This is a genomic window from Nocardioides mesophilus, assembly GCF_014395785.1.
Taxonomy (GTDB): domain Bacteria; phylum Actinomycetota; class Actinomycetes; order Propionibacteriales; family Nocardioidaceae; genus Nocardioides_B; species Nocardioides_B mesophilus.
This window is the reverse complement of record NZ_CP060713.1, coordinates 4,222,324-4,243,850: the sequence shown is the minus strand read 5'-3', so window position 1 is coordinate 4,243,850 and position 21,527 is coordinate 4,222,324. Positions and strand designations below refer to the sequence as shown.

Sequence of the window (21,527 nt, the reverse complement as noted above, 5' to 3'; positions counted from 1 at the left end):
GGATGCGCGTCCTGGTCTCCGGCGGTGCCGGCTACATCGGTTCTCACACGGTCCTGCACCTGCTGGAGGCGGGTCACGACGTGGTCGTCGTGGACGACTTCGCCAACAGCAAGCCGACCGTGGTCTCCCGGCTGGAGGCGCTCTCGGGCGTCCGGCTGCCGGTGCACGCGGTCAACCTCACCGACGTGGACAAGACCGAGCACCTGTTCGCCACCGAGCACCTCGACGCCGTGATCCACTTCGCGGGGCACAAGGCGGTGGGGGAGAGCGTGGTGCGCCCGCTGGAGTACTACACCAACAACCTCGACTCGACCTTCTCGCTGCTGCGGGCCATGCGCACGCACGGCGTGCACCGGCTGGTGTTCTCCTCCTCGGCGACCGTGTACGGCGACCGGGCGCCGGTGCCCTACCAGGAGGACTACGAGCCGCTGTCGGCCGCCAGCCCTTACGGCCGCACCAAGGTGATGAACGAGCACGTCCTGCGCGACGTCGCCGGCGCCTCGGACGACCTGCGGGTCGCGCTGCTGCGCTACTTCAACCCGGTGGGCGCCCACGCCTCGGGCGACCTGGGGGAGGACCCGCAGGGCATCCCGAACAACCTGATGCCGTTCATCGCCCAGGTTGCGGTCGGCCGCCGGGAGAGGCTGCAGGTCTTCGGCGACGACTACCCGACGGGCGACGGCACCTGCGAGCGTGACTACATCCACGTCGACGACCTCGCCGCCGGGCACGTGGCGGCCCTGGAGCACCTGGACGCGATGGTCGAGCCGGTGCGCGCCTACAACCTCGGCAGCGGACGCGGCACCAGCGTGCTGGAGCTGTTCCACGCCTTCGAGCGCGCCGTCGGCCGCGAGCTGCCCTACGAGGTCGTGGACCGCCGGCCCGGCGACCTGCCTGCCTACTGGGCGGACCCCACGCGTGCCGCGGACGAGCTCGGCTGGCGCACCACCCGGACCATCGAGGACATGTGCCGCGACACCTGGCGCTGGCAGTCGCGGCACCCTGAGGGCTTCGCCGGCTCCTGACCGACGGAGCGCGCCCGTCGGGCTCAGACGCCGCCGAGCTCGACGAGGTCGGCGAGGATCGTCTCCATCCGGGAGGCGAGCGAGAGGTGCCCCTCGTCGTCGAAGAGGTGCGCGTGGGCGGCCGGGATGTTCGCGGCCAGCCACTCGCCGTGGGCGTAGGGCACCATCGAATCCTGCCGGCCCTGCCACACCGCGACCGGCACGTGGATGCTCGAGGCGTCGAAGCCCCACGGCGTGGTCACGGCGATCCCGTCGTCACGGACCCCGACCACCCCCTGGGCCCCGGCGCGGTGGAGGCTCTCGGCCAGCGTCTCGGCGAGCTCGCCGGTGAGAGCGGCCACGTCGACCGGGGTCACCAGCGAGCCGAACGCCGCCGCGACGTCCTCGGGGAGGCCGCGAAGAAGTCGGGGGTCTCCCGTTCGCACCAGACCTGGTAAGCCTCCCGGCCGGCGGCGGCGGCGGTGTACTCCTCGACGTTCTCCGGGGCCATGCCGGCGAACCAGTCCAGGCCGTCGGCGTCGTAGGGGGCGACTCCGGCGAGCGTCGCGGCGGCCCGGCAGTGGGCCGCCATCAGAGCCGCGCACCCCAGGGCCCGCGGACCACCGCCGGACCAGCCCAGCGTCACGAAGTCCTCGATCCCGAGGTGGCGGAGGATCTCGGCACTGTCCTGGATGTCGTCGGCGACGTAGTACGGCGCCGGCCGTGGCGTGGAGGAGCCGTATCCCGGCCGTGAGTAGGTCACCACCCGCAGCCCGTTGGCCCGCGCGGCCCGGTCGATCAGGGGGTCGTGCACGGCGGCGGACGGGTGCCCGGAGTGGTAGAGCAGCGGGAAGCCGCCGGGCTCCCCGAAGGTCAGGACCTCCAGCGTCCGGCCGTCGGGAGTGGGGACCGTCAACGCCTCGTCTGTGCTCATGCGTTCACCGTAGGTCGTGTCGGTCCGGGGCGGGGGCTGTCCCGCGTATCCTCGCGGCGTGGCCCGGCAGATCGCCCTCCTGACCAACCCCGCGTCCGGCAAGGGCCGGGCCCGGCGCACCGCGGCCATCGCGCTGCCGCGGCTGCACGAGGCCGGCTTCGAGGTCCGCCAGCTGGAGGGCCGCGACGCTGACGAGGCCGCCGAGCTGGCTCGCGGTGTGGTCAAGGACGGCCTCGAGGCGTTGGTGGTCTGCGGGGGCGACGGCCTGGCGCACATCGCGGTGCAGGCGCTGGCCGGCTCCGAGACCGCGCTGGGGGTGATCCCGTCGGGCACCGGCAACGACGTCGCGCGCTGCCTCAGGGTCCCTCGCCACGACCCGCAGGCCGCCGCCGACGTGGTGGTCGCCTCCCGGGTCCGCGAGATCGACCTCGCGCGGGCCGGGGACACCTACTTCGTCACGGTGCTCGCCGCGGGCTTCGACTCCAAGGTCAACGAACGCGCCAACGCGATGGTCTGGCCGCAGGGACAGATGCGCTACAACCTGGCCACCCTGGCCGAGCTGCGGGTCTTCGAGCCGCTGCCCTACTGCCTTGAGCTCGACGGCTCGCAGCGTAGTGTCGAAGCCATGCTGGTCGCGGTGGGGAACGGACCGTCCTTCGGCGGCGGCTTGCGGATCACCGAGGGGGCCGAGCTCGACGACGGGCTCCTCGACGTGGTGGTCATCCATCCCATGACGAAGGCGAAGCTGGTGCGGGTCTACCCCAAGCTGTTCCGCGGCACGCACGTGACGCTGCCGGAGTACGAGCACCACCGGGTCCGTGAGGTCACCGTGACGGCGCCCGGGATCACGGCGTACGCCGACGGGGAGCGCATCGGCCCGCTGCCGCTCACCGTCACCGCGGTGCCGCGTGCCCTGAAGGTGCTGGTCGGGCCATGACCGAGACCGAGAGCCCGGCCGAGCGCTACGCACGTTTCCGGCGCACCAAGGGCAACCCGGTGCTGACCGACTTCCGGGCGCTCTACGACTTCGAGATGGACCCCTTCCAGGTGGAGGCGTGCCAGGCGCTCGAGGCCGGGCAGGGCGTGCTGGTCGCCGCGCCGACCGGTTCCGGCAAGACCCTGGTGGGGGAGTTCGCCGTCCACCTCGCCCTGCACCAGGGCCGCAAGTGCTTCTACACCACACCGATCAAGGCGCTCTCGAACCAGAAGTACGCCGACCTCGTCCGCCGCTACGGCCCCGACCAGGTCGGCCTGCTCACCGGCGACAACACCATCAACGGCGAGGCGCCGATCGTGGTGATGACCACCGAGGTGCTGCGCAACATGCTCTACTCCGGCTCCTCGACGCTGACCGGGCTCGGGTACGTCGTCATGGACGAGGTGCACTACCTGGCCGACCGGTTCCGCGGCGCCGTCTGGGAGGAGGTGATCATCCACCTCCCCGAGTCGGTGGCGATCGTCTCGCTCTCGGCCACCGTGTCCAACGCCGAGGAGTTCGGGGACTGGCTGGCCACCGTGCGCGGCGAGACCGCCACGATCGTGGAGGAGCGCCGGCCGGTCCCGCTCTACCAGCACGTGCTGGTCGGGCGGCGGATGTACGACCTCTTCGCCGACGACGGCGCCACCGGTCCGGACGCCCGGGTGAACCCCGAGCTGTTCCGGGTGGCCCGCGACGACTGGCGCGCCGGCCGGGCCGGCGACCGGCGGCGGCGCGGCGGTCCGCGCGACCGCCGCAGCAGCGGCCCGCCGCAGCGCGGTCCGCGGCTGCCGTCGCGGTTCGAGGTCGTGGAGAAGCTGGACTCGCAAGGCTTGCTGCCGGCGATCGTGTTCATCTTCAGCCGGGTCGGCTGCGACGCCGCGGTGACGCAGTGCCTCGCGGCGAACCTCCGCCTCACCTCCGCGGCGGAGCGCGACGAGATCGTCGCCTTCGTGGAGGAGCGGTGCCGGCACCTCCCCGAGGAGGACCTGCACGTCCTGGGCTACCACGACTTCCTCGACGGCCTCTCCCGCGGCGTCGCGGCGCACCACGCCGGGATGCTGCCCACCTTCAAGGAGTGCGTCGAGGAGCTGTTCGCCACCGGCCGCTGCAAGGTCATCTTCGCCACCGAGACGCTGGCGCTGGGCATCAACATGCCGGCACGCAGCGTGGTGCTGGAGAAGCTGTCGAAGTGGAACGGCGAGACCCACGCCGACATCACGCCGGGGGAGTACACCCAGCTCACCGGCCGGGCCGGACGGCGGGGCATCGACGTGGAGGGCCACGGCGTGGTGCTCTGGCAGCCGGGCCTGGACCCGAAGTCGGTGGCGGGCCTCGCCTCCACCCGCACCTATCCGCTCCGCTCGTCGTTCCGGCCCTCCTACAACATGGCGGTCAACCTGGTGCACCAGGTCGGCCGGGCCACCGCCCGCGAGCTGCTGGAGTCCTCGTTCGCGCAGTTCCAGGCCGACAAGGCCGTGGTGGGGCTGGCCCGGCAGCTGCGCAAGGCCGAGGAGGCCCTCGAGGGGTACGCCGAGGCGGCCACCTGCCACCTCGGCGACTTCATGCAGTACTCCCGCCTGCGCCGCCAGCTCTCGCAGGTGGAGGCCGACATGGCCAAGGCCCGGCGGGCCGACCGCCGCGACGAGGTGCTCGCCTCGCTGGAGTCGCTGCGGATCGGTGACGTCATCGAGGTGCCGGCCGGCCGGTTCGCCGGGATGGCCGTGGTCGTCGACCCGGGGGTGCACTCGGACCGCGACGGGCCTCGCCCCTACGTCCTCACCGCCGACCGGCAGGCCCGGCGGCTCTCGATGGCCGACTTCCCGGTGCCGGTCGCCGCGTTCACCCGGATGCGGGTGCCGAAGAGCTTCAACGCGCGCAACCCGCAGTCCCGGCGCGACCTGGCCTCGGCGCTGCGCACCCGCACGCAGGGGCTGACCCCGCCGCCGCCGTCGGGCGGTGCGGAGCGGTCCGGCGGCCGCCGTACCTCCGGGGGCCCCGCCCGGGGCGGGGAGGGCGAGATCGCCCGCGTCCGCGAGGAGCTGCGCCGGCACCCGTGCCACGCCTGCCCCGAACGCGAGGACCACGCGCGGTGGGCCGAGCGGCACTTCAAGCTCGACCGGGACACCCGGACGCTCGCGCGGCGCATCGAGCAGCGCACCAACACCATCGCCCGGCAGTTCGACCGGGTCTGCGACGTGCTCACCTCGCTCGGCTACCTCGAGGACGACGCGGTCACCGAGACCGGCACGCGGCTGATGCGGATCTACACCGACATGGACCTGGTGGCGGCCGAGTGCCTGCGGCAGGGACTATGGGACGGGCTCGGGACCAGCGGCCTCGCCGCCGCGCTGTCCGCGCTGGTCTTCGAGACCCGGCGCGCCGACGACGCACGCTCACCGCGGCTGCCGGACGGGCCGGTGCGGCAGGTGCTGGGCGACATGGTCGGCGTCTGGGCGGGCCTCGACGCGCTGGAGCGGGAGAACCACCTCGACTTCCTCCGCGAGCCCGACCTCGGGTTCGCCTGGGCCGCCTACCGCTGGGCCGAGGGCGCCGCGCTCGACGAGGTGCTCGACGAGACCGACCTGGCAGCCGGTGACTTCGTGCGCTGGATGAAGCAGCTGCTCGACCTGACCGACCAGGTCGCCGACGCCGCCGGGAACGACGCGCTGCGCCGCACCGCCCGGGAGTCCAGCAGGGCGCTGCGCCGTGGTGTGGTCTCCTACTCCTCGGTCAGCGACTGAGGAGGAGCACGCTCAGCCCACCGAGCGGTTCTCGTAGGGGGTCGAGAGCACGATCGTCGTCCGGGTGGACACGTTCGCCACCGACCGGACCCGGGCCAGCAGGTCCTCGAGGTCGGCCGGGGTCGGCACCCTCACCTTGAGGATGTAGGACTCGTCGCCGGCCACCGACCAGCAGCTCTCGATCTCGCTGACGCCGGAGAGTCGGTCGGGGGAGTCGTCGGGCTGCGAGGGGTCGATGGGCCGGATGGAGATGAACGCGGTGAGCGGCTTGCCGATCTGGTCGTAGTCGACCACGGCGCCGTACCCCTTGATGATCCCGCGCTGCTCGAGCCGCTTGACCCGCTGGTGGACGGCCGAGGTGGACAGACCGGTGGACTTGCCGAGGTCGGTGAACGACATCCGGCCGTCGGCCGCCAGCAGCGACAGGATGCGTTGGTCGAGGTCTTCCACGGCTGCAGACTAGCGGCCCGGGCCACCCACGGGGGGGCCCGTCCACGCGGCGTGGCATGCCTATGATCGGCGGGTGCCCGCTCCTCAGCGCCTGATGCTGCTCGACACCGCCTCGCTGTACTTCCGTGCCTACTTCGGGGTGCCCGACTCCTTCACCGCCCCCGACGGCACGCCGGTCAACGCGGTGCGCGGGTTGCTGGACTTCATCGCGCGCCTCGTCACCGACTACCGACCCACCCACCTCGCCTGCTGCTGGGACAACGACTGGCGTCCGAACTGGCGGGTCGAGCTGATCCCGTCCTACAAGGCGCACCGGGTCGAGCGGGAGGTCCCCGGCGGCTCCGACGTCGAGGAGGTGCCTGACCCTCTCGAGGCGCAGATCCCGGTGATCGTGGAGGTCCTGGAGGCCTTCGGCATCACGATCGTGGGTGCCGACGACTACGAGGCCGACGACGTGATCGGCACGCTCGCCACCGGCGCCGGGATGCCCGTGGACATCGTCACGGGGGACCGGGACCTGTTCCAGCTCGTCGACGACACGGCGGAGGTCCGGGTGCTCTACACCGCGCGCGGAGTCGGCAAGCACGAGCGGATCACCGGCCAGGTGGTGCGGGAGAAGTACGGCGTCGAGGCCGGCCAGTACGCCGACTTCGCGACGCTGCGCGGGGACACCTCCGACGGCCTGCCGGGGGTGGCCGGGGTGGGGGAGAAGACCGCCGCCACCCTGCTGGGTCGCTTCGGCGACGTACCAGGGATCCTCGCGGCCGCCGACGACCCGGCCTCCGACCTCGCCCCCGGTCCGCGCCGCAAGATCAAGGACGCGGCCGACTACCTCGCCGTGGCACCTCGGGTGGTGGCCGTCGCGCGCGACCTCGACCTCGACGCTCCCGACCTCACGCTCCCGCTGACCCCGGCCGACCCGGAGGCGGTCGCCCGGCTGGCCGAGCAGTGGGGCCTGAACAGTCCCGCCGCCCGCTTGGTGGAGGCGCTCACCGCCCTCCGCTGAGGGAGCCTCGGCGTGGCATTGCCGGAGTCCATCGGGGACCGGGTGTCTGTTCCTATGATCACGGGGTGGACTCGCGGGTGCGGACGGCAGCGAACCGTCGGATGTTGGCCGACTTCTTCGATGGTCTCGACGAGGACCAGCTCGAGACCCGAAGCCTGTGTGACGCCTGGACGGTGCGTGAGGTCCTCGGCCATCTGGTGATGCCGTTGGTCGGGAACACCCGCGGATTCCTGGTGCAGGTGGTCCGGGCCCGCGGCTCCCTCGATCGGGCGAGTGAGGCTGTCGCGGGTGATCTGGCCCGACGTCCGGTCCGCGAGCTGACCGCCCTTCTTCGAGACCGTGCCGATCATCACGGGATGGCCCCGGGGGTGGGGCCGATGGGACAGATGGCGGACGGCTGCCTTCACCTGCGCGACTGCGCGAGGCCGCTGGGTCTTCCCCAGGACGTGACCCTCGAGGACTGGCGGATGGTGCTCGACTGGCTGCCCTCGGGGTGCCCGGCCTCGTCCCGAGGAGGCGCGCCGAAGGACTGCGGCTGGTCGCGGACGATCAGGACTGGTCGTGGGGGGAGGGTCGTGCGGTCGACGGACCCAGCGAGGCGCTGGCCATGGCGCTGGCCGGGCGGGCGGTGGCCGTCGACGACCTCTCCGGCCCGGGCGCCGACCTCCTGCGAGAGCGGCTGGGCGTCCGCCGGTAGCCGCGCCGGCCCTCTTGACAACGTGCAACCAAGTGGTTGTAGATTGTCTCCATGGACGGAGCGGACGAGGACCGGGCGGATGCCTGGTTCCACGCGCTGTCGGACCGGACGCGGCGCGACATCCTGCGCCGGGTGCTGGCCGGAGAGCACTCCGTCTCGACGCTCGCGGCGTCCTACGACATGAGCTTCGCCGCGGTGCAGAAGCACGTCGCCGTGCTGGAGAGGGCAGGCCTGCTGACCAAGCGCCGGCAGGGGCGCGAAGCCCTGGCCAGCGGCGACGTGCAAGCGGTGCGGTCGGTGGGCGCGATGCTCACCGAGCTGGAGTCCCTCTGGCGCGGCCGCATCTCCCGGATCGACGAGCTCATCGCCGAGCCGGAGTCCCAGACCCAGCGGGCGCCCACCGCCCGCCCCACGCAGAAGGACTGATCCTCATGCCTGTTACTCACGTCTCGCACGACCTCGACGCCCGTAGCCTCACCATCGTCGCGGACTTCGCCGCCGCGCCGAAGCGGATCTGGGAGGTGTACGCCGACCCGCGTCAGCTCGAGCGGGTCTGGGGACCCCCGACCTACCCGGCCACCTTCGTCGATCACCACCTGGTCCCCGGCGGCCGGATGAACTACTACATGACGAGCCCCGAGGGCGAGAAGTTCTACGGCTACTGGGAGGTCGAGACCGTCGACGAGCCCCACGGCTTCACGTTCGACGACGGCTTCGCGCTCGACGAGCACTTCACCAAGAACCCCGACCTGCCCGTCGGCCGCAACGTCTTCTCCTTCGCCGAGCACGACGGTGGCACCCGCGCCACTTTCGTGAGCACCTACGCCACGGCCGAGGCGCTGCAGAAGGTCCTCGACATGGGCGTCGTCGAGGGTGCCTCCTCGGCGATCAACCAGATCGACGACCTCGTCGCCGCCTGACGCGCCCCGCGCGAAACCAGTTCTGAGCTGAGACACGACCATGGAGGCGTCTTGTTCGCGATCATCGGTGAATGGCCAGTAGAGGCAGAGCTGGAAGCCGACCAGCTGGCGCACATCGCGGCCACAGTGCGTCAGCAGCCAGGTTTTGTGCGTGGCTTCTGGGCGCAGGAGCCGACCGCGCTCACGTCGGCGGTCGCCGTCGTCATCCTCGAGGACGAGGACAGTGCCCAGGCGATGGCCGAAGGAGTCAGAGCTGCCATCCCTTCGGCATCGCTGCGCATCCTGCGCGTCCTGGCGGAGGCGGGTCCTAGCAGGGGGGATCCGCAGGCGACGTCGGCGTAGCTTCCTGCACATGACGAATCTCGTCGACGTGGCCAGCGCAGTCGTGCTGCCAGCCATGCGAGCCGTCTTCAAGGACGACGAGGTATCCGCGTTCGAGCTGAGCGACTCGGACGAGCTGGGCGGCTCGGTCTCACTCTCGCTCACCGCGAGAGGGGAGACGTTTCGCGACCTCGTCGTCCAGGGCCACGTGCAGGGGATGACTGTGGAGGAATGGATCGAGCGGCTGCGCTCGAACCTGGTCGACTTCGTTGCCGAGAGTCGGTTCGGCTGGGGTGAGAACAGGGACGCTCGCTGACGTACTTCCGCCTACCCCTCGTCGAAGTTGTCGATCACGAACGTCGCACGGTCGGCCGGCCTGCAGCTGTCGAGGTACAAGCGTTGCCCGCCTACATACCTCGACATCGACGGGTGCTCAGGATCCGGGTTGCTGCCGTCGCGTCGGGCCATGCGGCTGGCAGTGACGGTGAACGGAACATCCAGGAACACGGACAGATCCCACCGGGTGACGAGCTCGTCACGGTGAAGGAACATGCCCTCCACGATGACGACGGCGCCCGGCGGCACGACGACAGGGTCATCGGCCACCGGGCCGTCGGCATGGAGATCGAATGCGCGGGCGACAACGGCTCGGTCGCCGCCGGGCGCCAGAGGCTCGAGGACGTTGGCTGCGAACGTCCCCAGGTCGTAGGTGTCGAGGAAGAACCCGTCGGGCGACGTTCGTCCCCGCCGATAGCGGATCGCTCGAGGGTTCAAGAAGTCGTCCATGTGCACGACCAGGGCGACCCTGCCGCGGTTGAGGTACTCGGCGGCGAGCAGACCGGCAAAGGTCGTCTTCCCGCTCCCGTCGACCCCGTCCACGGCGACCAGGACCACGCGCTGCCCACACGGGGTGGCATCGACGATGGAGGCGAGGTCGGGCACGACCAAGAACGTAGCTCTTCCTGGTGCCCGCGGTGCTGCCGCAGTACTGCGCCAGCGTGCCGAAGTACGTGCGACGAGTCGGGGCCGGGCGGCAGTACCGTCCTGGGGGTGCCCTATCTCCTTCACCTCAACGGCCCGCCGGGCATCGGCAAGTCCACGATCGCCAGGCGGTACGCCGACGAGCACCCCGGAGTGCTGAACTGCGACATCGACGTGCTGCGGAGCCTGATCGGCGGGTGGTCGAACGACTTTCCGAAGGCTGGGACCCTCATCCGTCCCGCTGCCCTCGGGATGATCGAGGGCTACTTGGCCAGCGGCCAGGATGTCGTGCTGCCGCAGCTGTTGACCGATTCCACGGAGATCTCGCTGTTCGAGGGGTGCGCCGTTCGGACCGACGCGCTGCGCGAACGACACGCAGCGCTTCGGGCCCTGCCGGACCAACGCCCCGACGTGATGGTCATTCCGAGTGTCGAGGGAGCAGTGGAGGACACCTATCGGCGCCTCCTCGCGTCGCTCGCTGAGCAGCAGCCGACCCTCAGGCCAGGGTGAGCGCCTGCTGCTCGGCCGCGCGACGCGACTCGGCCGCGAGACGCTCCGCCTCGACGAGGTTGTCGCCGGAGTGCTGGCGCCACCACTGCTGACCGGCCTCGGGCAGCGTGTGGATCGGGTCGTAGTACTCGTAGTGCCGCTGCAGCGCCTCGGGGTCCGTGGACTCGATCGAGGTGCGGTAGTTCTTGGTCCAGTAGGAGATGCCCAGCTCCCGGTCGTAGTCGGCGAGCTGGTGCACCCAGCGCTTGCCGACGAACGGCACGTCGCAGACGATCCGCGGGGTCGCGAAGCCGGGGAGGTACCCCATCACGTGGTGCTGGAGCCGCTGCGCGTCGGCGACCGAGACCCGCCAGTGCTCGCTGAACGGGATCATGTCGCACATGTAGAAGTAGTAAGGCATGATCTGCGCGCCGTCGAGCAGCGCGAAGCAGAGGTCGAGCAGCGAGTTGGGGTCGGCGTTGACGCCGGCGAGCAGCACGCCCTGGTTGCGCACGTCCCGCAGGCCGGCGTCGAGCATCGCCCGGCTGGCCTCGGCGACGATCGGGGTGATGGAGTTCGCGTGGTTGGCGTGCGTGTGCATGGCCAGCGAGACGCCCCGCTGACGGGCGACGCGGGCCACGCGCTCCACCCCGGCGCGTACGTCGTCCTGCAGCCAGTGCTGGGGGAGGCCGATCAGTGCCTTGGTGGCCAGCCGGATGTCGCGGATGTTCTCGATCTCGAGCAGCTGGGTGAGGAACTCCTCGAGCCGGGGCCACGGCATGTTCGCCACGTCGCCGCCGGAGACGACCACGTCGCGCACCGACGGCGTGCGGCGCAGGTAGTCGAGCATCTCGGCGTGCCGGTCGACCGGCTTGCCGAGGAACTTCAGCTTGTCGATCACCGGGGTGGAGTTCCCGACCAGGTCCATGCGGGTGCAGTGGCCGCAGTACTGCGGGCAGGTCGGCAGCAGCTCGGCGAGCACCTTGGTGGGGTAGCGGTGGGTCAGTCCCTCGGCCACCCACATGTCGTGCTCGTGCAGCGAGTCGCGGGTGGCGTGCGGGTGCGAGGGCCAGTCGGTGCGCCGGTCGCTGAACACCGGGAGCATGTAGCGACGGATCGGGTCGGCGTACATCGCCTCGGTCAGCGAGCCGGGGCCGGCGGGGACGTCGCGCGGGGCCATCGTGTTCATCATCTGCGGCGGCACGAGCATCGACATCGTGGCGCGCTCCCGCTGGTCGCGCTCCAGGTCCTCGTAGAACCGCTCCTCGACCAGGTCGCCCCAGAGGGTGCGCAGCTGCTTGACGTTCTTCACGCAATGGGCGCGCTGCCACTGCACCGAGGCCCAGTCCTCGGCGGTGACGTCCTTCCACCCCGGGAAGCGGGTCCAGTCGGGCTCCACCAGCTCCGTGCGGGCGTAGGGGTAAGGCTGGCCGGACTCCGCCCAGGTCGGGGCTGTCATGCCGCCGGACACGGTCTGGATGCTCATGGTTCTCCTCGTGGGGGTGCCCGGCCGCCCGGCGAGGCAGCCGGGCGCGTCGGTTTGTGTGACGTCAACCTCACGTGCCAGAGTACGCAAAGGATCTGCGGTGCGTCCAATGCCGCGCCGGAAGATTTCCCGCCCGATGGTCGATCTGCGCGAAGGACTAGCCGTGAACGATGCCGCCGCCACCACGCGGTCCAGCCCGGTCGGCCTCCACCGGGTGCTCGAGCCCCGCGGCGTGCTGCCGCAGGCGGCGACCCGGCTGGACACCCGCAGAGAGCTGTGGCCCGACGAGGTCCGGGTCCGCGTCGAGCGGCTCAACCTCGACGCCGCGTCCTTCCGTCAGCTCGAGCGCACCCACACCGACGCCGCAGGACACGCCGACGGCGACGCCGTGCGCGCGGCCGTGCTCCGGATCGTCGCCGAGCGCGGCAAGATGCAGAACCCCGAGACCGGTAGCGGCGGCATGCTGGTGGGCACCGTCGAGGAGGTCGGGCCGGAGTCTCCCCTCGGCCTCGCGGTCGGGGACCGCGTCGCCACGCTGGTGTCCCTCACGCTCACGCCGCTGGTCATCGAGGACGGCCTGCGTGACTGGGACGGCCGGGGTGAGCAGGTCCCCGCCGACGGCTACGCGATCCTCTTCGGCCGCTCCATCGCGGCGCAGCTCCCCGAGGACCTGTCGCCCGCCCTCGCGCTCGCGGTGATGGACGTCTGCGGGGCCCCGGCGCTGACCGCCCGCGTCGTCGGGGGGTACGACGCACCGGTCGTCGCCGTCGTCGGGGCGGCCGGGAAGTCCGGGTCGCTGGCGCTGGCGGCCGCCCGGGCCGCGGGCGCGGCGCGGACGATCGGAGTGGTCCCCGTCCAGGCCGAGGCCGACCTGCTCGGCGCGGCCGGCCTCGCGGACGCGGTCGCGCTCGCGGACGCCCGCGACCCGGTCGCACTCGCCGAGGCGGTCACCGCCGCCGGCGGCCCGGCCGACGTCACCGTGGTCTGCGTCGACGTGCCCGGCTGCGAGGGCGGCGCGATCCTGTCCACCCGTGACGGCGGCACCGTGATCTTCTTCTCGATGGCCACCTCGTTCAGCGCCGCCGCCCTCGGGGCCGAGGGCCTGGCGGCCGACGTGACGATGCTGGTCGGCAATGGCTACGTCCCCGGTCACGCCGACCTCGCGCTCACGCTCGTGCGTGAGAACGAGGGGGTCCGGCGGCTCTTCGAGCGCAGGCTGTGATGGCCGCGCCTCCGTGCCGGGGCACGGGTGTGAGGATGTCGCCATGAAGATCCTGCTCCGTGGCGGCTACGTCCACACGCCTGCCGACCCGCACGCCACCGCCCTGTGCATCGAGGACGGGGCGATCGTCTGGACCGGCGACGACGACGCGTCCGTGCACTTCGAGGACGGCGCCGACCGGATCGTCGAGCTCGACGGCCGGCTGGTCACGCCGGCGTTCGTCGACGCGCACGCGCACCTGGCGCAGACCGGGCTCGCCGCCGCCGGCGCGGACTTCTCCGGGACCGCCGACCTGCACGAGGCGCTCGACGTGCTCGCGGCCCACGGACGCACCACCAGCGACGCGGTCGTGCTCGGCTACGGCTGGGACGAGACCCGGTGGCCCGAGCAGCGGCCCTTCACCCGCGAGGAGGTGGACCGCGCCCTCGGCGGCCGGCCCGCCTACCTCGCCCGGGTCGACGAGCACTCCGCAGTGGTCTCCACAGCGTTCCTCGACGCCTGCCCGGACGTGGTGCACGCCGACGGCTACGACGTCACCGGCCGCGTCGAGCGCGACGCCCACCACGCGGTGCGCGAAGGCCTCTTCCGGCTGCTGCCGCCCTCGGCGCGCGAGGACGCGATCCTCCGGGCGCTGCGGATCGCGGCCGCCGAGGGGATCGGGATGGTCCACGAGCTCGGCGCACCTCACATCTGCCCGCCCGAGGACCTCCTCGTCGCGCGCAACCTGACCGCCGCCGGCGGGCTGCCGGAGGTGGTGGCCTACTGGGGCGAGCTCGACGCCGTCGACCTGGCCCGTGAGCTCGGCGCCGTCGGCCTCGCCGGCGACCTGTGCATGGACGGCTCCATCGGCTCGCGGACCTCGGCACTGCACGCCCCGTACGCCGACCACCCGCACGACCCCGGCCACGACGGCCACCTCTACCTCGACGCCGAGCAGGTCGCCGCGCACGTCGTCACCTGCACCCAGGCCGGGCTGCAGGCGGGTTTCCACGTGATCGGGGACCGGGCGGTCGACGCGGTCACCCGCGGGTTCGCCGCCGCCGCCGAGACGCTGGGGGAGAGCGCCGTGGTCCGCGGCCGGCACCGGCTCGAGCACCTGGAGATGGTGGCGCCCGAGCAGATGCAGACCCTCGGCCGGCTCGGGATCACCGCCAGCCAGCAGCCGGCCTTCGACGCGTACTGGGGCGGCGAGAAGGGCATGTACGCCCAGCGCCTCGGCGCCGACCGCGCCTTGGCGATGAACGCGTTCGCCACGCTGAACCGCGCCGGCGTCGCGCTGGCCTTCGGCTCCGACACCCCGGTCACGCCGTTCGGCCCGTGGGCAGGGGTGCGGGCCGCCGCCTGGCACCACACCGAGTCCGAGCGGGTCACCGTCCGCGCCGCGTTCAACGCCCACACCCGGGGCGGCTGGCGGGCCGCCGCCCGCGACGAGGGCGGCGTGATCGCGATCGGGGCGCCCGCCTCGGTGGCCGTCTTCGACGTCCCCGGCGACCTGGTGGTGCAGACCCCGGACGCCCGGGTCGCCGCCTGGTCGACCGATCCGCGCGCCGGCGTACCACACCTGCCGGACCTGCACCCCGACCTCGACCTGCCCCGCTGCGTGATGACGCTGGTGCACGGGGCGGTCGCCCACGAATCAGAAGGAGAGCTGAGCTAGTGGCTCCGACAGGCTCGACCACCCGAGCGACCCCGCGCCGCGGCAAGCTGGACCTCGATCCGGTGACCGTCCGCAAGGCCCGCACCCTCGCGCGCCAGGCGGGCCGGCCGATCGTGTCGCTGGCCAAGCAGCACACCACCGTCTCGGTGGAGCGGGCCACGCTGCGGCTCGCCGGTCTCAGCGGGGCCGACGCCGACGGGATCCCGTGGGTCAACCGGCTCCTCGACGCCGTCCGCGGGGACGTCGGGCTCGAGCACGGGGTGTCGCTGCCGGTGTGGGACGCCCTGGTCCGCGGCGAGGCCGACGACCTCTCGACGCTGGCGCAGAAGGCCGCGGCCGGCTCGGTGCGGTTCCGCCTGCCCGAGGGGCGCGACCTGACCCGGGCGGGCGCCGCGGCGCGCAAGCAGGTCGGGGCCGGGATCAAGCGGGTCGACGGCCGACGCCGCGAGCGGGACCGGCTGGTCAAGCGCTGGGGAGACCCGGACCACCAGCCGTGGATCTACCTGATCGTCGCCACCGGCGACATCTACGAGGACATCCCGCAGGCGCAGCAGGCGGCCCGCGAGGGCGCCGACGTGATCGCGGTGATCCGCTCCACCGGCCAGTCGCTGCTCGACTACGTCCCGGAGGGGGCGACCCGGGAGGGCTTCGCCGGCACCTACGCCACCCAGGAGAACTTCCGGCTGATGCGGGCCGCGCTGGACGAGTCCAGCCGGGAGCTCGGCCGCTACGTCCGGCTCACCAACTACGCCTCCGGGCTCTGCATGCCGGAGATCGCGGCGCTGGCCGGCCTGGAGCGGCTGGACATGATGCTCAACGACTCGATGTACGGCATCCTCTTCCGCGACATCAACCCGGTGCGGACCTTCGTCGACCAGCGCTTCAGCCGACAGGTGCACGCCCGCGCGGGGATCATCATCAACACCGGCGAGGACAACTACCTCACCACCGCCGACGCGGTCGAGGCCGCGCACACGGTCACGGTCTCCCAGCTGCTCAACGAGTACTTCGCCAAGGAGGCCGGGCTCGAGGACTGGCAGCTCGGCCTGGGGCACGCGTTCGAGATCACCCCGGAGCTGCCCGACAGCTTCCGCATGGAGCTCGCGCACGCGCTGCTCGCCCGCGAGCTGTTCCCCAAGGCGCCGCTGAAGTGGATGCCGCCGACCCGGCACATGACCGGGGACGTGTTCCGCGGCTACATGCTCGACGCGTTCTTCAACCTGGCCGGGGTGATGACCGGGCAGAGCATCCTGCTGGTCGGGATGATGACCGAGGCGGTGGTCACGCCGTGGCTCTCCGACCGTGACCTGGCGCTGCAGAACGTCCGCTACGTGATGAACGCCGCCGGCAACCTGCACGAGGACTTCGTCCCCGCTCCGGACGGCTTCATCGTGCAGCGGGCGCGGCAGGTGGTGGGGGAGAGCATCGAGCTGCTGGAGCGGATCGTCGAGCACGAGGGCAAGCACGGCCTGCTGGAGGCGATCGCCGACGGCACGTTCGGGCTCATGAAGCGCCCCTCGGACGCCGGCCGCGGACTCGACGGCGTGGCCCGCAAGGCGCCCGGCTACCTGAACCCCGCCTCGGAGATCCTGGAGGAGAAGTCATGAGCGAGGGCACGATCCTGCGCCCGTACGGCGACACCACCGGCGACGGCATGGTGCAGCTGTCCTTCACACTGCCGATGTCCTCGCTGGGCACGAACGCCAAGCTCGCCGAGGGTGCCGCGGCGCAGCTGGCCAACAAGATGGGCATGGACCCGGCGATGGTCGTGCACGCCCGGCCGATGGGTCCGGACTTCACCTTCTTCGTGGTCTACGGACGGGTCAACCACCTGGTCGACACCAGCAAGGTGGTGGTCGTCGAGCGCGACTACCCGCTGCTCGCGCCCAAGGAGGTCAACCTCGCGATCCGCAAGGGGCTGCGCCGCCGGCTGGTCGTGGTGGGAGCCTGCATCGGCAGCGACGCCCACACCGTGGGGATCGACGCCATCCTCAACATCAAGGGGTTCGCCGGCGAGAAGGGCCTGGAGTACTACCGCGAGATCAAGGTGGTCAACCTCGGCGCGCAGGTGTCAGTGCCGCACCTCGTCGAGCGGGCCCGCGCCGAGAAGGCGGACGCGATCCTGGTCTCCCAGGTCGTCACCCAGCGCGACGCGCACCTGCTCAACACCAAGGAGATGTCCGCGGCGTTCCGCGAGGCCTACCCCAGCGACCGGCGGCCGCTGCTGATCGTCGGCGGCCCGCGCTTCGACGAGTCGATGGCCGCCGAGCTGGGCGTGGACCGGGTCTTCGCCCGCGGCACCACCCCCGGCGAGGTCGCGTCGTACGTCGTCGACCGGCTCGTCACCCACCGACCCCGCAGCACCGAGAGGGCCCAGGCCTCATGACCGAGCAGAGCACCGACCGGACCGAGGGGCAGAGCACCGACGGCGGCCGGGACGCCCGCGTCGGACTGGTCGTGACCCACCGGCGCTACGTCCCCTACGCGCACGCCCACTACGCCGGCAACCTTGTCGACGGGGCCTACTCCCTCGGCCTGTTCGGCGACGTCGCCACCGAGATGTGCATCCGCACCGACGGCGACGAGGGCCTGTTCGCGTCCTACTCCGACGTGCAGTTCCTGGCGCCCGTGCGCGCCGGCGACGTGCTCGAGGTCACGGCCGAGGTCGTCCGGGTCGGCTCCCGGTCCCGGACCCTGGCGTTCCGGGCGGTCGTGGTCGCCCGCGGCCGGCCCGACCTCTCGGAGTCCGCGGCGCGGGTGCTCACCGAGCCGGTGGTGGCCACCACCGCGACCGGGGTGGTCGTGGTCCCGGCCCGGTCGTGACGCCGCTTTCGGCGTGTCCGCCGGCGACACGCCGCCGCCCGGCAAAATAGTCCGATAAATCTGATGTGACCTCAGTGCCCCGTGACCTGCGGTTTCGTCCGAATCGCCTGTTCAGTGGCCGGTTGACATCGCCGGGCGTACCTAGCAACCTTCCCCCGGAGTCCACCAAGCAGGCCGGTTCGTCGGTCGGCGTCCAGGTGGCCGCGTGACCGGGTCGGGTACCACGAACCCAGGACCACGTGGCCGGCCGGGCACCGGCAGCGGCGACGGGGGTGGACGCGAAACGAGCCCGGTGCCCAGTAGACAACGGCGCCGATCCCCGCAGCCGGCGGGGACGGAGTCGGTCCGAAGGGTCCTCGGGCTCTTTTCGCGCCTGGATAGATTGAGCCAGCCGAGTCGTCGAGTGAGTGGCAGGAGCCCGCACGTGAGATCGCTGCCCGCGCGTCTGGCGGTCGCCGCGGTCGCAGGGGTGCTGCTGGCCCTCGGCTTCGAGCCCTACGCCTGGGCCTACCTGGTGCCGGTGGCGGTGGCGATGCTGACCCTGGTGGTCCGCGGCGCCCGGCTGCGGGACGGCTTCCTCGGCGGCCTGGTCTTCGGGACGGCGTTCCTGCTCGTGCTGCTGCCCTGGCTGCGGGTGATCGGCCCGGACGCCTGGGTGGCGCTGTCGTTGCTCGAGGCGCTCTTCTACGGCCTCGGCGGCCTGGCCACCGCCGCGGTCACCCGGCTGCGGTGGTGGCCGCTGTGGAGCGCCGCGGTCTGGGTCGCGGTGGAGCTGCTGCGCGGGTCGATGCCGTTCGGCGGCTTCCCGTGGGGCCGGCTCGCGTTCGCGACCATCGACACCCCGGCGGCGCCGCTGATGGCGTACGTCGGAGCGGCCGGCACCACCTTCGCCGTCGCGCTCGTCGGCACCACCCTCGCGTGGGCGCTGCTGCGGCTGCGGGAGCGGCCGGTCGCCGCGGTGGCCGGGCTCGTCGGCAGCTGCCTGCTCGCCTCGGTCGCGTCGGTGGCGCCGGTGCATGCCGCCGACCCCGCGGCCGACGCCAACCCGTTCTCGGTCGCCGCCGTCCAGGGTGACGTGCCGGGGGAGGGGATGAACCCGTTCTCCGAGCGCCGCGCGGTGCTGGACAACCACGTGGCGGCCACGCTCGAGCTGGCCCGCCAGGTGAAGGCCGGGAAGCGACCCGCCCCGGACCTGGTGATCTGGCCGGAGAACTCCACCGACATCGACCCGTTCTCGGACCCGACGGTCTACGCCGACATCCAGCGTGCGGTCGACGCGATCGGGGTCCCGGTCCTGGTCGGCGCGATGGTGGACGGGCCCGGGCCGCGCGAGGTCTACAACCAGGGGATCGTCTGGGAGCCCGGCACCGGCCCGGGGGAGCGCTACTCCAAGCGGCACCCGGTGCCGTTCGGCGAGTACATCCCGCTGCGGGAGGTGTTCGCGCCGTACATCACCCGGCTCGACCAGGTGCCGCGTGACATGGTCGCCGGCACCGAGCCGGGGCTGCTGGACATGAACGGGGTCACGATCGGCGACGTGATCTGCTTCGAGGTCGCCTACGACGACGTGGTGCGAGACGTCGCCGGCGACGCCCGGGTGCTGGTGGTGCAGACCAACAACGCCACCTACATGGGCACCGGCCAGGTCGAGCAGCAGTTCGCGATCTCCCGGCTGCGGGCCATCGAGACCGGCCTGCCGGTCGTGGTCGCGGCGACGAACGGCATCAGCGGGATCGTGGCGCCCGACGGCGAGGTCCTCGCCCAGGCGCCGGTGCGCACCCGCACGGTGCTCAGCGAGTCACTGACCGGGCTGGCGGGTGGCTCCTGGGGACTGCGCACCGGCCCGTGGGTTCAGGCGCTGCTGGTCCTCGTTGCGGCCGTCTGCACCGTGCGCGGTGCCGGACTCGGCTATCGTCAGCGCTCGCCGGGGGTCGGCGTGCGGGAGACGCAGGGAACAGGGGTGGCATGAGCAGGGCAGCGCTGGGGCGGGTGGTCGTGGTGATCCCGACCTACAACGAGGTGGAGAACCTGGCGTGGATCGTGGGGCGGCTGCGCGCGGCCGAGCCCGAGGTCGACGTGATGGTCGTCGACGACGGCTCCCCGGACGGCACCGGCCGGCTCGCCGACACCCTGGCGGCCGAGGACCCCCGGGTCAGCGTGGTGCACCGGACGCAGAAGGCCGGCCTCGGGGCGGCGTACCTGCACGGCTTCGCGGTGGCGCTCGAGCGCGGGTACGACGTCGTCGGCGAGATGGACGCCGACGGCTCGCACCAGCCCGAGCAGCTGCACCGGCTGCTGGACGCGCTGGAGGGCGCCGACCTCGTGATCGGCTCGCGCTGGGTCAAGGGCGGCTCGGTGGTGAACTGGCCGCTGAGCCGCAAGGCGCTCTCGGTCGGCGGCAACCTCTACGCCCGCGCCGCGCTCGGCATCCCGGTGCGCGACGTGACCGCGGGCTACCGGCTGTTCCGCCGGTCCACGCTCGAGGCGATCGACCTGGGCAGCGTGGAGTCCTCCGGCTACTGCTTCCAGACCGACCTCGCCTGGCGGACCGCCAAGGCCGGCCTGCGGATCGCGGAGGTGCCGATCGAGTTCGTCGAGCGGGTCCGGGGCGAGTCCAAGATGGACCGTTCGGTGGCCACCGAGTCGCTACGCCGGATCACCGGCTGGGGACTGCGGGAGCGACGGCGTCAGGCGGGCGCCGTACTCTCGAAGATGAGAGGCGACCGCGTCCCGGTCTGAGGAGGAAGCCATGCGTCGACGAGTCCCCTGGGGGGTCCTGGCCGTCCTGTTCGTAGTGGTCCCGATCGTCGAGATCTACCTGCTGATCCAGGTGGGTCAGGTGATCGGCGCCTGGTGGACCGTGGCGCTGCTGATCGCCGACGGCTTCCTCGGCAGCTGGCTGGTCAAGCACGAGGGCGGCCGGGCCTGGACCGCGCTCCAGGAGGCCCTCCGCGAGCACCGGATGCCGGCCCGCGAGCTCGCGGACGGGACTCTGATCCTCATCGGCGGCACGCTGCTGCTGACCCCCGGGTTCCTCTCCGACGTGGTCGGTCTCTTCGCGATCCTGCCGTTGACCCGGCCACTGGCCCGGCGCGCGCTCACCCGGGTGATCACGCGGCGCCTGGTGGTGTCCACCTGGGCCGGGCCCATGGGGCCGGGCGGTCCGGGCGGGTCGGGACGGTCCACGGCCGGCACCGACCCCCGGACGCGACAACGCCCCGGACCCGACGAGTCGGTGGTCCAGGGCGAGGTCGTGAACGAGTAGCCGCAGGGCGGCTCAGGCCGACTTGGCCTTCTTCTTGGTCTGCTGGCGGTGCAGGTGCGCCGGGCCGATCTCGCCGCCCCGGAGCAGCTCCAGGCGCTCGGTGAGGATCTCCTCGAGCTCGTCCATGGAGCGGCGCTCGAGCAACATGTCCCAGTGCGTGCGGGCGGGCTTCTCCGCCTTCACCTCAGGGGTCTGACCGTGCTTGCTCAGCGCCTGGGCGCCGCACCGCGGGCACTCCCAGTTCGCCGGGACCTCGGCCTCGACCGACATCGGGATCTCGAACTCGTGCCCCTGCGGGCAGGCGTATCCGATGTTCTGACGAGCGGCGAACTCGATGCCGCGCTCGTCCTCGAAGCTCTGGCCGCCGAGCCGGGCTCCGCGCAGTGTGCGCTCTCCCATGGGCCACCTCCTGGTGGTGTAAGAAAATCCCCGTGTACGTCTCAGAGACGCGGCTGCCGACGGGGGATGACGGCAAAGCCGCGGTCTCATGGGTCACAACGACGCTGACAGGGGAGAGATTCCCCCGAACACCGAGTTGCAACCTTCGTCACA

Annotated in this window: 24 protein-coding genes and 1 pseudogene; 19 read left to right on the top strand and 6 right to left on the bottom strand. The window is 72.0% G+C overall.

The genetic code is table 11. The features are described 5' to 3' along the window. Positions 1-2: 2 nt before the first annotated feature. Entirely contained in the window at positions 3-1,025 is a 1,023-nt protein-coding gene (galE, locus tag H9L09_RS20265; protein WP_187578583.1) for a UDP-glucose 4-epimerase GalE, read from the top strand. A gap of 23 nt (positions 1,026-1,048) precedes the next feature. On the opposite strand, the gene H9L09_RS22320 is transcribed toward galE, so the two are convergent. Both H9L09_RS22320 and H9L09_RS22315 read right to left on the bottom strand, forming a co-directional pair. Next, entirely contained in the window at positions 1,049-1,381 is a 333-nt protein-coding gene (locus H9L09_RS22320) for an alpha/beta fold hydrolase (protein WP_246456133.1), read from the bottom strand. Beyond that, positions 1,378-1,938 (bottom strand): alpha/beta fold hydrolase, encoded by a 561-nt coding sequence (locus H9L09_RS22315; protein WP_246456131.1) that lies wholly within the window; start codon positions 1,936-1,938, stop codon positions 1,378-1,380. Before H9L09_RS22315 ends, H9L09_RS22320 begins: the two co-directional genes overlap by 4 nt. A 58-nt stretch (positions 1,939-1,996) precedes the next feature. Between H9L09_RS22315 and H9L09_RS20255 the strand changes: the two genes are divergently transcribed. Continuing rightward, the gene (locus H9L09_RS20255; protein WP_187578582.1) at positions 1,997-2,875 is read left to right on the top strand and encodes a diacylglycerol kinase; all 879 of its coding nucleotides are present in this window, start codon (positions 1,997-1,999) and stop codon (positions 2,873-2,875) included. After that, positions 2,872-5,658 carry a DEAD/DEAH box helicase gene (locus tag H9L09_RS20250; RefSeq protein ID WP_187578581.1) on the top strand — a complete coding sequence of 929 codons (2,787 nt, stop codon included), beginning with the start codon at positions 2,872-2,874 and terminating at the stop codon, positions 5,656-5,658. The genes H9L09_RS20255 and H9L09_RS20250 overlap by 4 nt, the downstream gene beginning before the upstream one ends. Before the next feature lie 12 nt (positions 5,659-5,670). On the opposite strand, the gene H9L09_RS20245 is transcribed toward H9L09_RS20250, so the two are convergent. Then, a complete protein-coding gene (locus tag H9L09_RS20245) occupies positions 5,671-6,108 on the bottom strand; it encodes an Lrp/AsnC family transcriptional regulator (RefSeq protein ID WP_187578580.1) in 438 nt (145 codons plus the stop codon). Between the two features lie 94 nt (positions 6,109-6,202). Here H9L09_RS20245 and H9L09_RS20240 point away from each other — a divergent pair, with 94 nt between their 5' ends. The 7 genes and pseudogenes from H9L09_RS20240 to H9L09_RS20215 all read left to right on the top strand — a co-directional run bounded on the left by H9L09_RS20240 (position 6,203) and on the right by H9L09_RS20215 (position 9,368). Further along, positions 6,203-7,114, top strand: coding sequence for a 5'-3' exonuclease (locus tag H9L09_RS20240; RefSeq protein ID WP_187581023.1), 912 nt, complete (start codon positions 6,203-6,205; stop codon positions 7,112-7,114). Between the two features lie 101 nt (positions 7,115-7,215). Beyond that, positions 7,216-7,401: pseudogene (locus H9L09_RS22860) on the top strand (maleylpyruvate isomerase N-terminal domain-containing protein); the annotation flags it as partial. Positions 7,402-7,607: 206 nt separating this feature from the next. Then, on the top strand, positions 7,608-7,811 hold the full coding sequence (locus tag H9L09_RS20235) for a hypothetical protein (RefSeq protein WP_187581051.1): 204 nt from the start codon (positions 7,608-7,610) through the stop codon (positions 7,809-7,811). 51 nt (positions 7,812-7,862) lie between these two features. Then, positions 7,863-8,237 (top strand): ArsR/SmtB family transcription factor, encoded by a 375-nt coding sequence (locus H9L09_RS20230; RefSeq protein WP_187578579.1) that lies wholly within the window; start codon positions 7,863-7,865, stop codon positions 8,235-8,237. Positions 8,238-8,242: 5 nt separating this feature from the next. Then, positions 8,243-8,731 (top strand): SRPBCC family protein, encoded by a 489-nt coding sequence (locus H9L09_RS20225; protein WP_187578578.1) that lies wholly within the window; start codon positions 8,243-8,245, stop codon positions 8,729-8,731. A gap of 51 nt (positions 8,732-8,782) precedes the next feature. Beyond that, entirely contained in the window at positions 8,783-9,073 is a 291-nt protein-coding gene (locus tag H9L09_RS20220) for a hypothetical protein (protein WP_187578577.1), read from the top strand. Positions 9,074-9,083: 10 nt separating this feature from the next. Next, positions 9,084-9,368 carry a hypothetical protein gene (locus H9L09_RS20215; protein WP_187578576.1) on the top strand — a complete coding sequence of 95 codons (285 nt, stop codon included), beginning with the start codon at positions 9,084-9,086 and terminating at the stop codon, positions 9,366-9,368. Between the two features lie 11 nt (positions 9,369-9,379). On the opposite strand, the gene H9L09_RS20210 is transcribed toward H9L09_RS20215, so the two are convergent. Beyond that, positions 9,380-9,994 carry a nucleoside/nucleotide kinase family protein gene (locus H9L09_RS20210; protein ID WP_187578575.1) on the bottom strand — a complete coding sequence of 205 codons (615 nt, stop codon included), beginning with the start codon at positions 9,992-9,994 and terminating at the stop codon, positions 9,380-9,382. 108 nt (positions 9,995-10,102) lie between these two features. On the opposite strand from H9L09_RS20210, the gene H9L09_RS20205 reads away from it, so the two are divergent. Then, positions 10,103-10,543: an AAA family ATPase gene (locus H9L09_RS20205; RefSeq protein WP_187578574.1), complete on the top strand. Its 441-nt coding sequence runs from the start codon at positions 10,103-10,105 to the stop codon at positions 10,541-10,543. On the opposite strand, the gene H9L09_RS20200 is transcribed toward H9L09_RS20205, so the two are convergent. Then, entirely contained in the window at positions 10,530-12,008 is a 1,479-nt protein-coding gene (locus tag H9L09_RS20200) for a KamA family radical SAM protein (protein WP_187578573.1), read from the bottom strand. The genes H9L09_RS20205 and H9L09_RS20200 overlap by 14 nt on opposite strands. Positions 12,009-12,171: 163 nt before the next feature. On the opposite strand from H9L09_RS20200, the gene kdd reads away from it, so the two are divergent. The 8 genes from kdd to H9L09_RS20160 all read left to right on the top strand — a co-directional run bounded on the left by kdd (position 12,172) and on the right by H9L09_RS20160 (position 20,975). After that, complete coding sequence (kdd, locus tag H9L09_RS20195; protein WP_246456129.1) at positions 12,172-13,230, top strand: L-erythro-3,5-diaminohexanoate dehydrogenase; 1,059 nt, start codon at positions 12,172-12,174, stop codon at positions 13,228-13,230. A 43-nt stretch (positions 13,231-13,273) separates the two neighbouring features. Next, positions 13,274-14,887 carry an amidohydrolase gene (locus H9L09_RS20190; protein WP_187578571.1) on the top strand — a complete coding sequence of 538 codons (1,614 nt, stop codon included), beginning with the start codon at positions 13,274-13,276 and terminating at the stop codon, positions 14,885-14,887. After that, positions 14,887-16,494, top strand: coding sequence for a lysine 5,6-aminomutase subunit alpha (kamD, locus tag H9L09_RS20185; protein ID WP_187578570.1), 1,608 nt, complete (start codon positions 14,887-14,889; stop codon positions 16,492-16,494). Before H9L09_RS20190 ends, kamD begins: the two co-directional genes overlap by 1 nt. Next, positions 16,491-17,273, top strand: a complete 783-nt coding sequence (gene kamE / locus H9L09_RS20180) for a lysine 5,6-aminomutase subunit beta (protein ID WP_187578569.1) — start codon at positions 16,491-16,493, stop codon at positions 17,271-17,273. The genes kamD and kamE overlap by 4 nt, the downstream gene beginning before the upstream one ends. Next, positions 17,270-17,710: a 3-aminobutyryl-CoA ammonia lyase gene (gene kal / locus H9L09_RS20175; RefSeq protein WP_187578568.1), complete on the top strand. Its 441-nt coding sequence runs from the start codon at positions 17,270-17,272 to the stop codon at positions 17,708-17,710. Before kamE ends, kal begins: the two co-directional genes overlap by 4 nt. 424 nt (positions 17,711-18,134) lie before the next feature. Next, complete coding sequence (gene lnt / locus H9L09_RS20170; RefSeq protein ID WP_187578567.1) at positions 18,135-19,679, top strand: apolipoprotein N-acyltransferase; 1,545 nt, start codon at positions 18,135-18,137, stop codon at positions 19,677-19,679. Further along, positions 19,676-20,449 carry a polyprenol monophosphomannose synthase gene (locus H9L09_RS20165; protein WP_187578566.1) on the top strand — a complete coding sequence of 258 codons (774 nt, stop codon included), beginning with the start codon at positions 19,676-19,678 and terminating at the stop codon, positions 20,447-20,449. Before lnt ends, H9L09_RS20165 begins: the two co-directional genes overlap by 4 nt. A gap of 10 nt (positions 20,450-20,459) precedes the next feature. Next, positions 20,460-20,975, top strand: coding sequence for an FxsA family protein (locus H9L09_RS20160; protein ID WP_187578565.1), 516 nt, complete (start codon positions 20,460-20,462; stop codon positions 20,973-20,975). A 12-nt stretch (positions 20,976-20,987) separates the two neighbouring features. On the opposite strand, the gene H9L09_RS20155 is transcribed toward H9L09_RS20160, so the two are convergent. Then, positions 20,988-21,374, bottom strand: a complete 387-nt coding sequence (locus tag H9L09_RS20155; RefSeq protein ID WP_187578564.1) for an RNA polymerase-binding protein RbpA — start codon at positions 21,372-21,374, stop codon at positions 20,988-20,990. Positions 21,375-21,527: the final 153 nt, after the last annotated feature.

What these genes read in the sequence shown, in the direction of transcription:
- H9L09_RS20190 (WP_187578571.1), top strand. Translation starts at nt 13,274, where the DNA reads ATGAAGATCCTGCTCCGTGGCGGCTACGTCCACACGCCTGCCGACCCG.
- H9L09_RS20155 (WP_187578564.1), bottom strand. Translation starts at nt 21,374, where the DNA reads ATGGGAGAGCGCACACTGCGCGGAGCCCGGCTCGGCGGCCAGAGCTTC.
- H9L09_RS20165 (WP_187578566.1), top strand. Translation starts at nt 19,676, where the DNA reads ATGAGCAGGGCAGCGCTGGGGCGGGTGGTCGTGGTGATCCCGACCTAC.
- H9L09_RS22315 (WP_246456131.1), bottom strand. Translation starts at nt 1,938, where the DNA reads ATGAGCACAGACGAGGCGTTGACGGTCCCCACTCCCGACGGCCGGACG.
- H9L09_RS20225 (WP_187578578.1), top strand. Translation starts at nt 8,243, where the DNA reads ATGCCTGTTACTCACGTCTCGCACGACCTCGACGCCCGTAGCCTCACC.
- kamE (WP_187578569.1), top strand. Translation starts at nt 16,491, where the DNA reads ATGAGCGAGGGCACGATCCTGCGCCCGTACGGCGACACCACCGGCGAC.
- H9L09_RS20230 (WP_187578579.1), top strand. Translation starts at nt 7,863, where the DNA reads ATGGACGGAGCGGACGAGGACCGGGCGGATGCCTGGTTCCACGCGCTG.
- H9L09_RS20240 (WP_187581023.1), top strand. Translation starts at nt 6,203, where the DNA reads ATGCTGCTCGACACCGCCTCGCTGTACTTCCGTGCCTACTTCGGGGTG.
- kal (WP_187578568.1), top strand. Translation starts at nt 17,270, where the DNA reads ATGACCGAGCAGAGCACCGACCGGACCGAGGGGCAGAGCACCGACGGC.
- H9L09_RS20215 (WP_187578576.1), top strand. Translation starts at nt 9,084, where the DNA reads ATGACGAATCTCGTCGACGTGGCCAGCGCAGTCGTGCTGCCAGCCATG.
- galE (WP_187578583.1), top strand. Translation starts at nt 3, where the DNA reads ATGCGCGTCCTGGTCTCCGGCGGTGCCGGCTACATCGGTTCTCACACG.
- H9L09_RS20200 (WP_187578573.1), bottom strand. Translation starts at nt 12,008, where the DNA reads ATGAGCATCCAGACCGTGTCCGGCGGCATGACAGCCCCGACCTGGGCG.
- H9L09_RS20250 (WP_187578581.1), top strand. Translation starts at nt 2,872, where the DNA reads ATGACCGAGACCGAGAGCCCGGCCGAGCGCTACGCACGTTTCCGGCGC.
- H9L09_RS20160 (WP_187578565.1), top strand. Translation starts at nt 20,460, where the DNA reads ATGCGTCGACGAGTCCCCTGGGGGGTCCTGGCCGTCCTGTTCGTAGTG.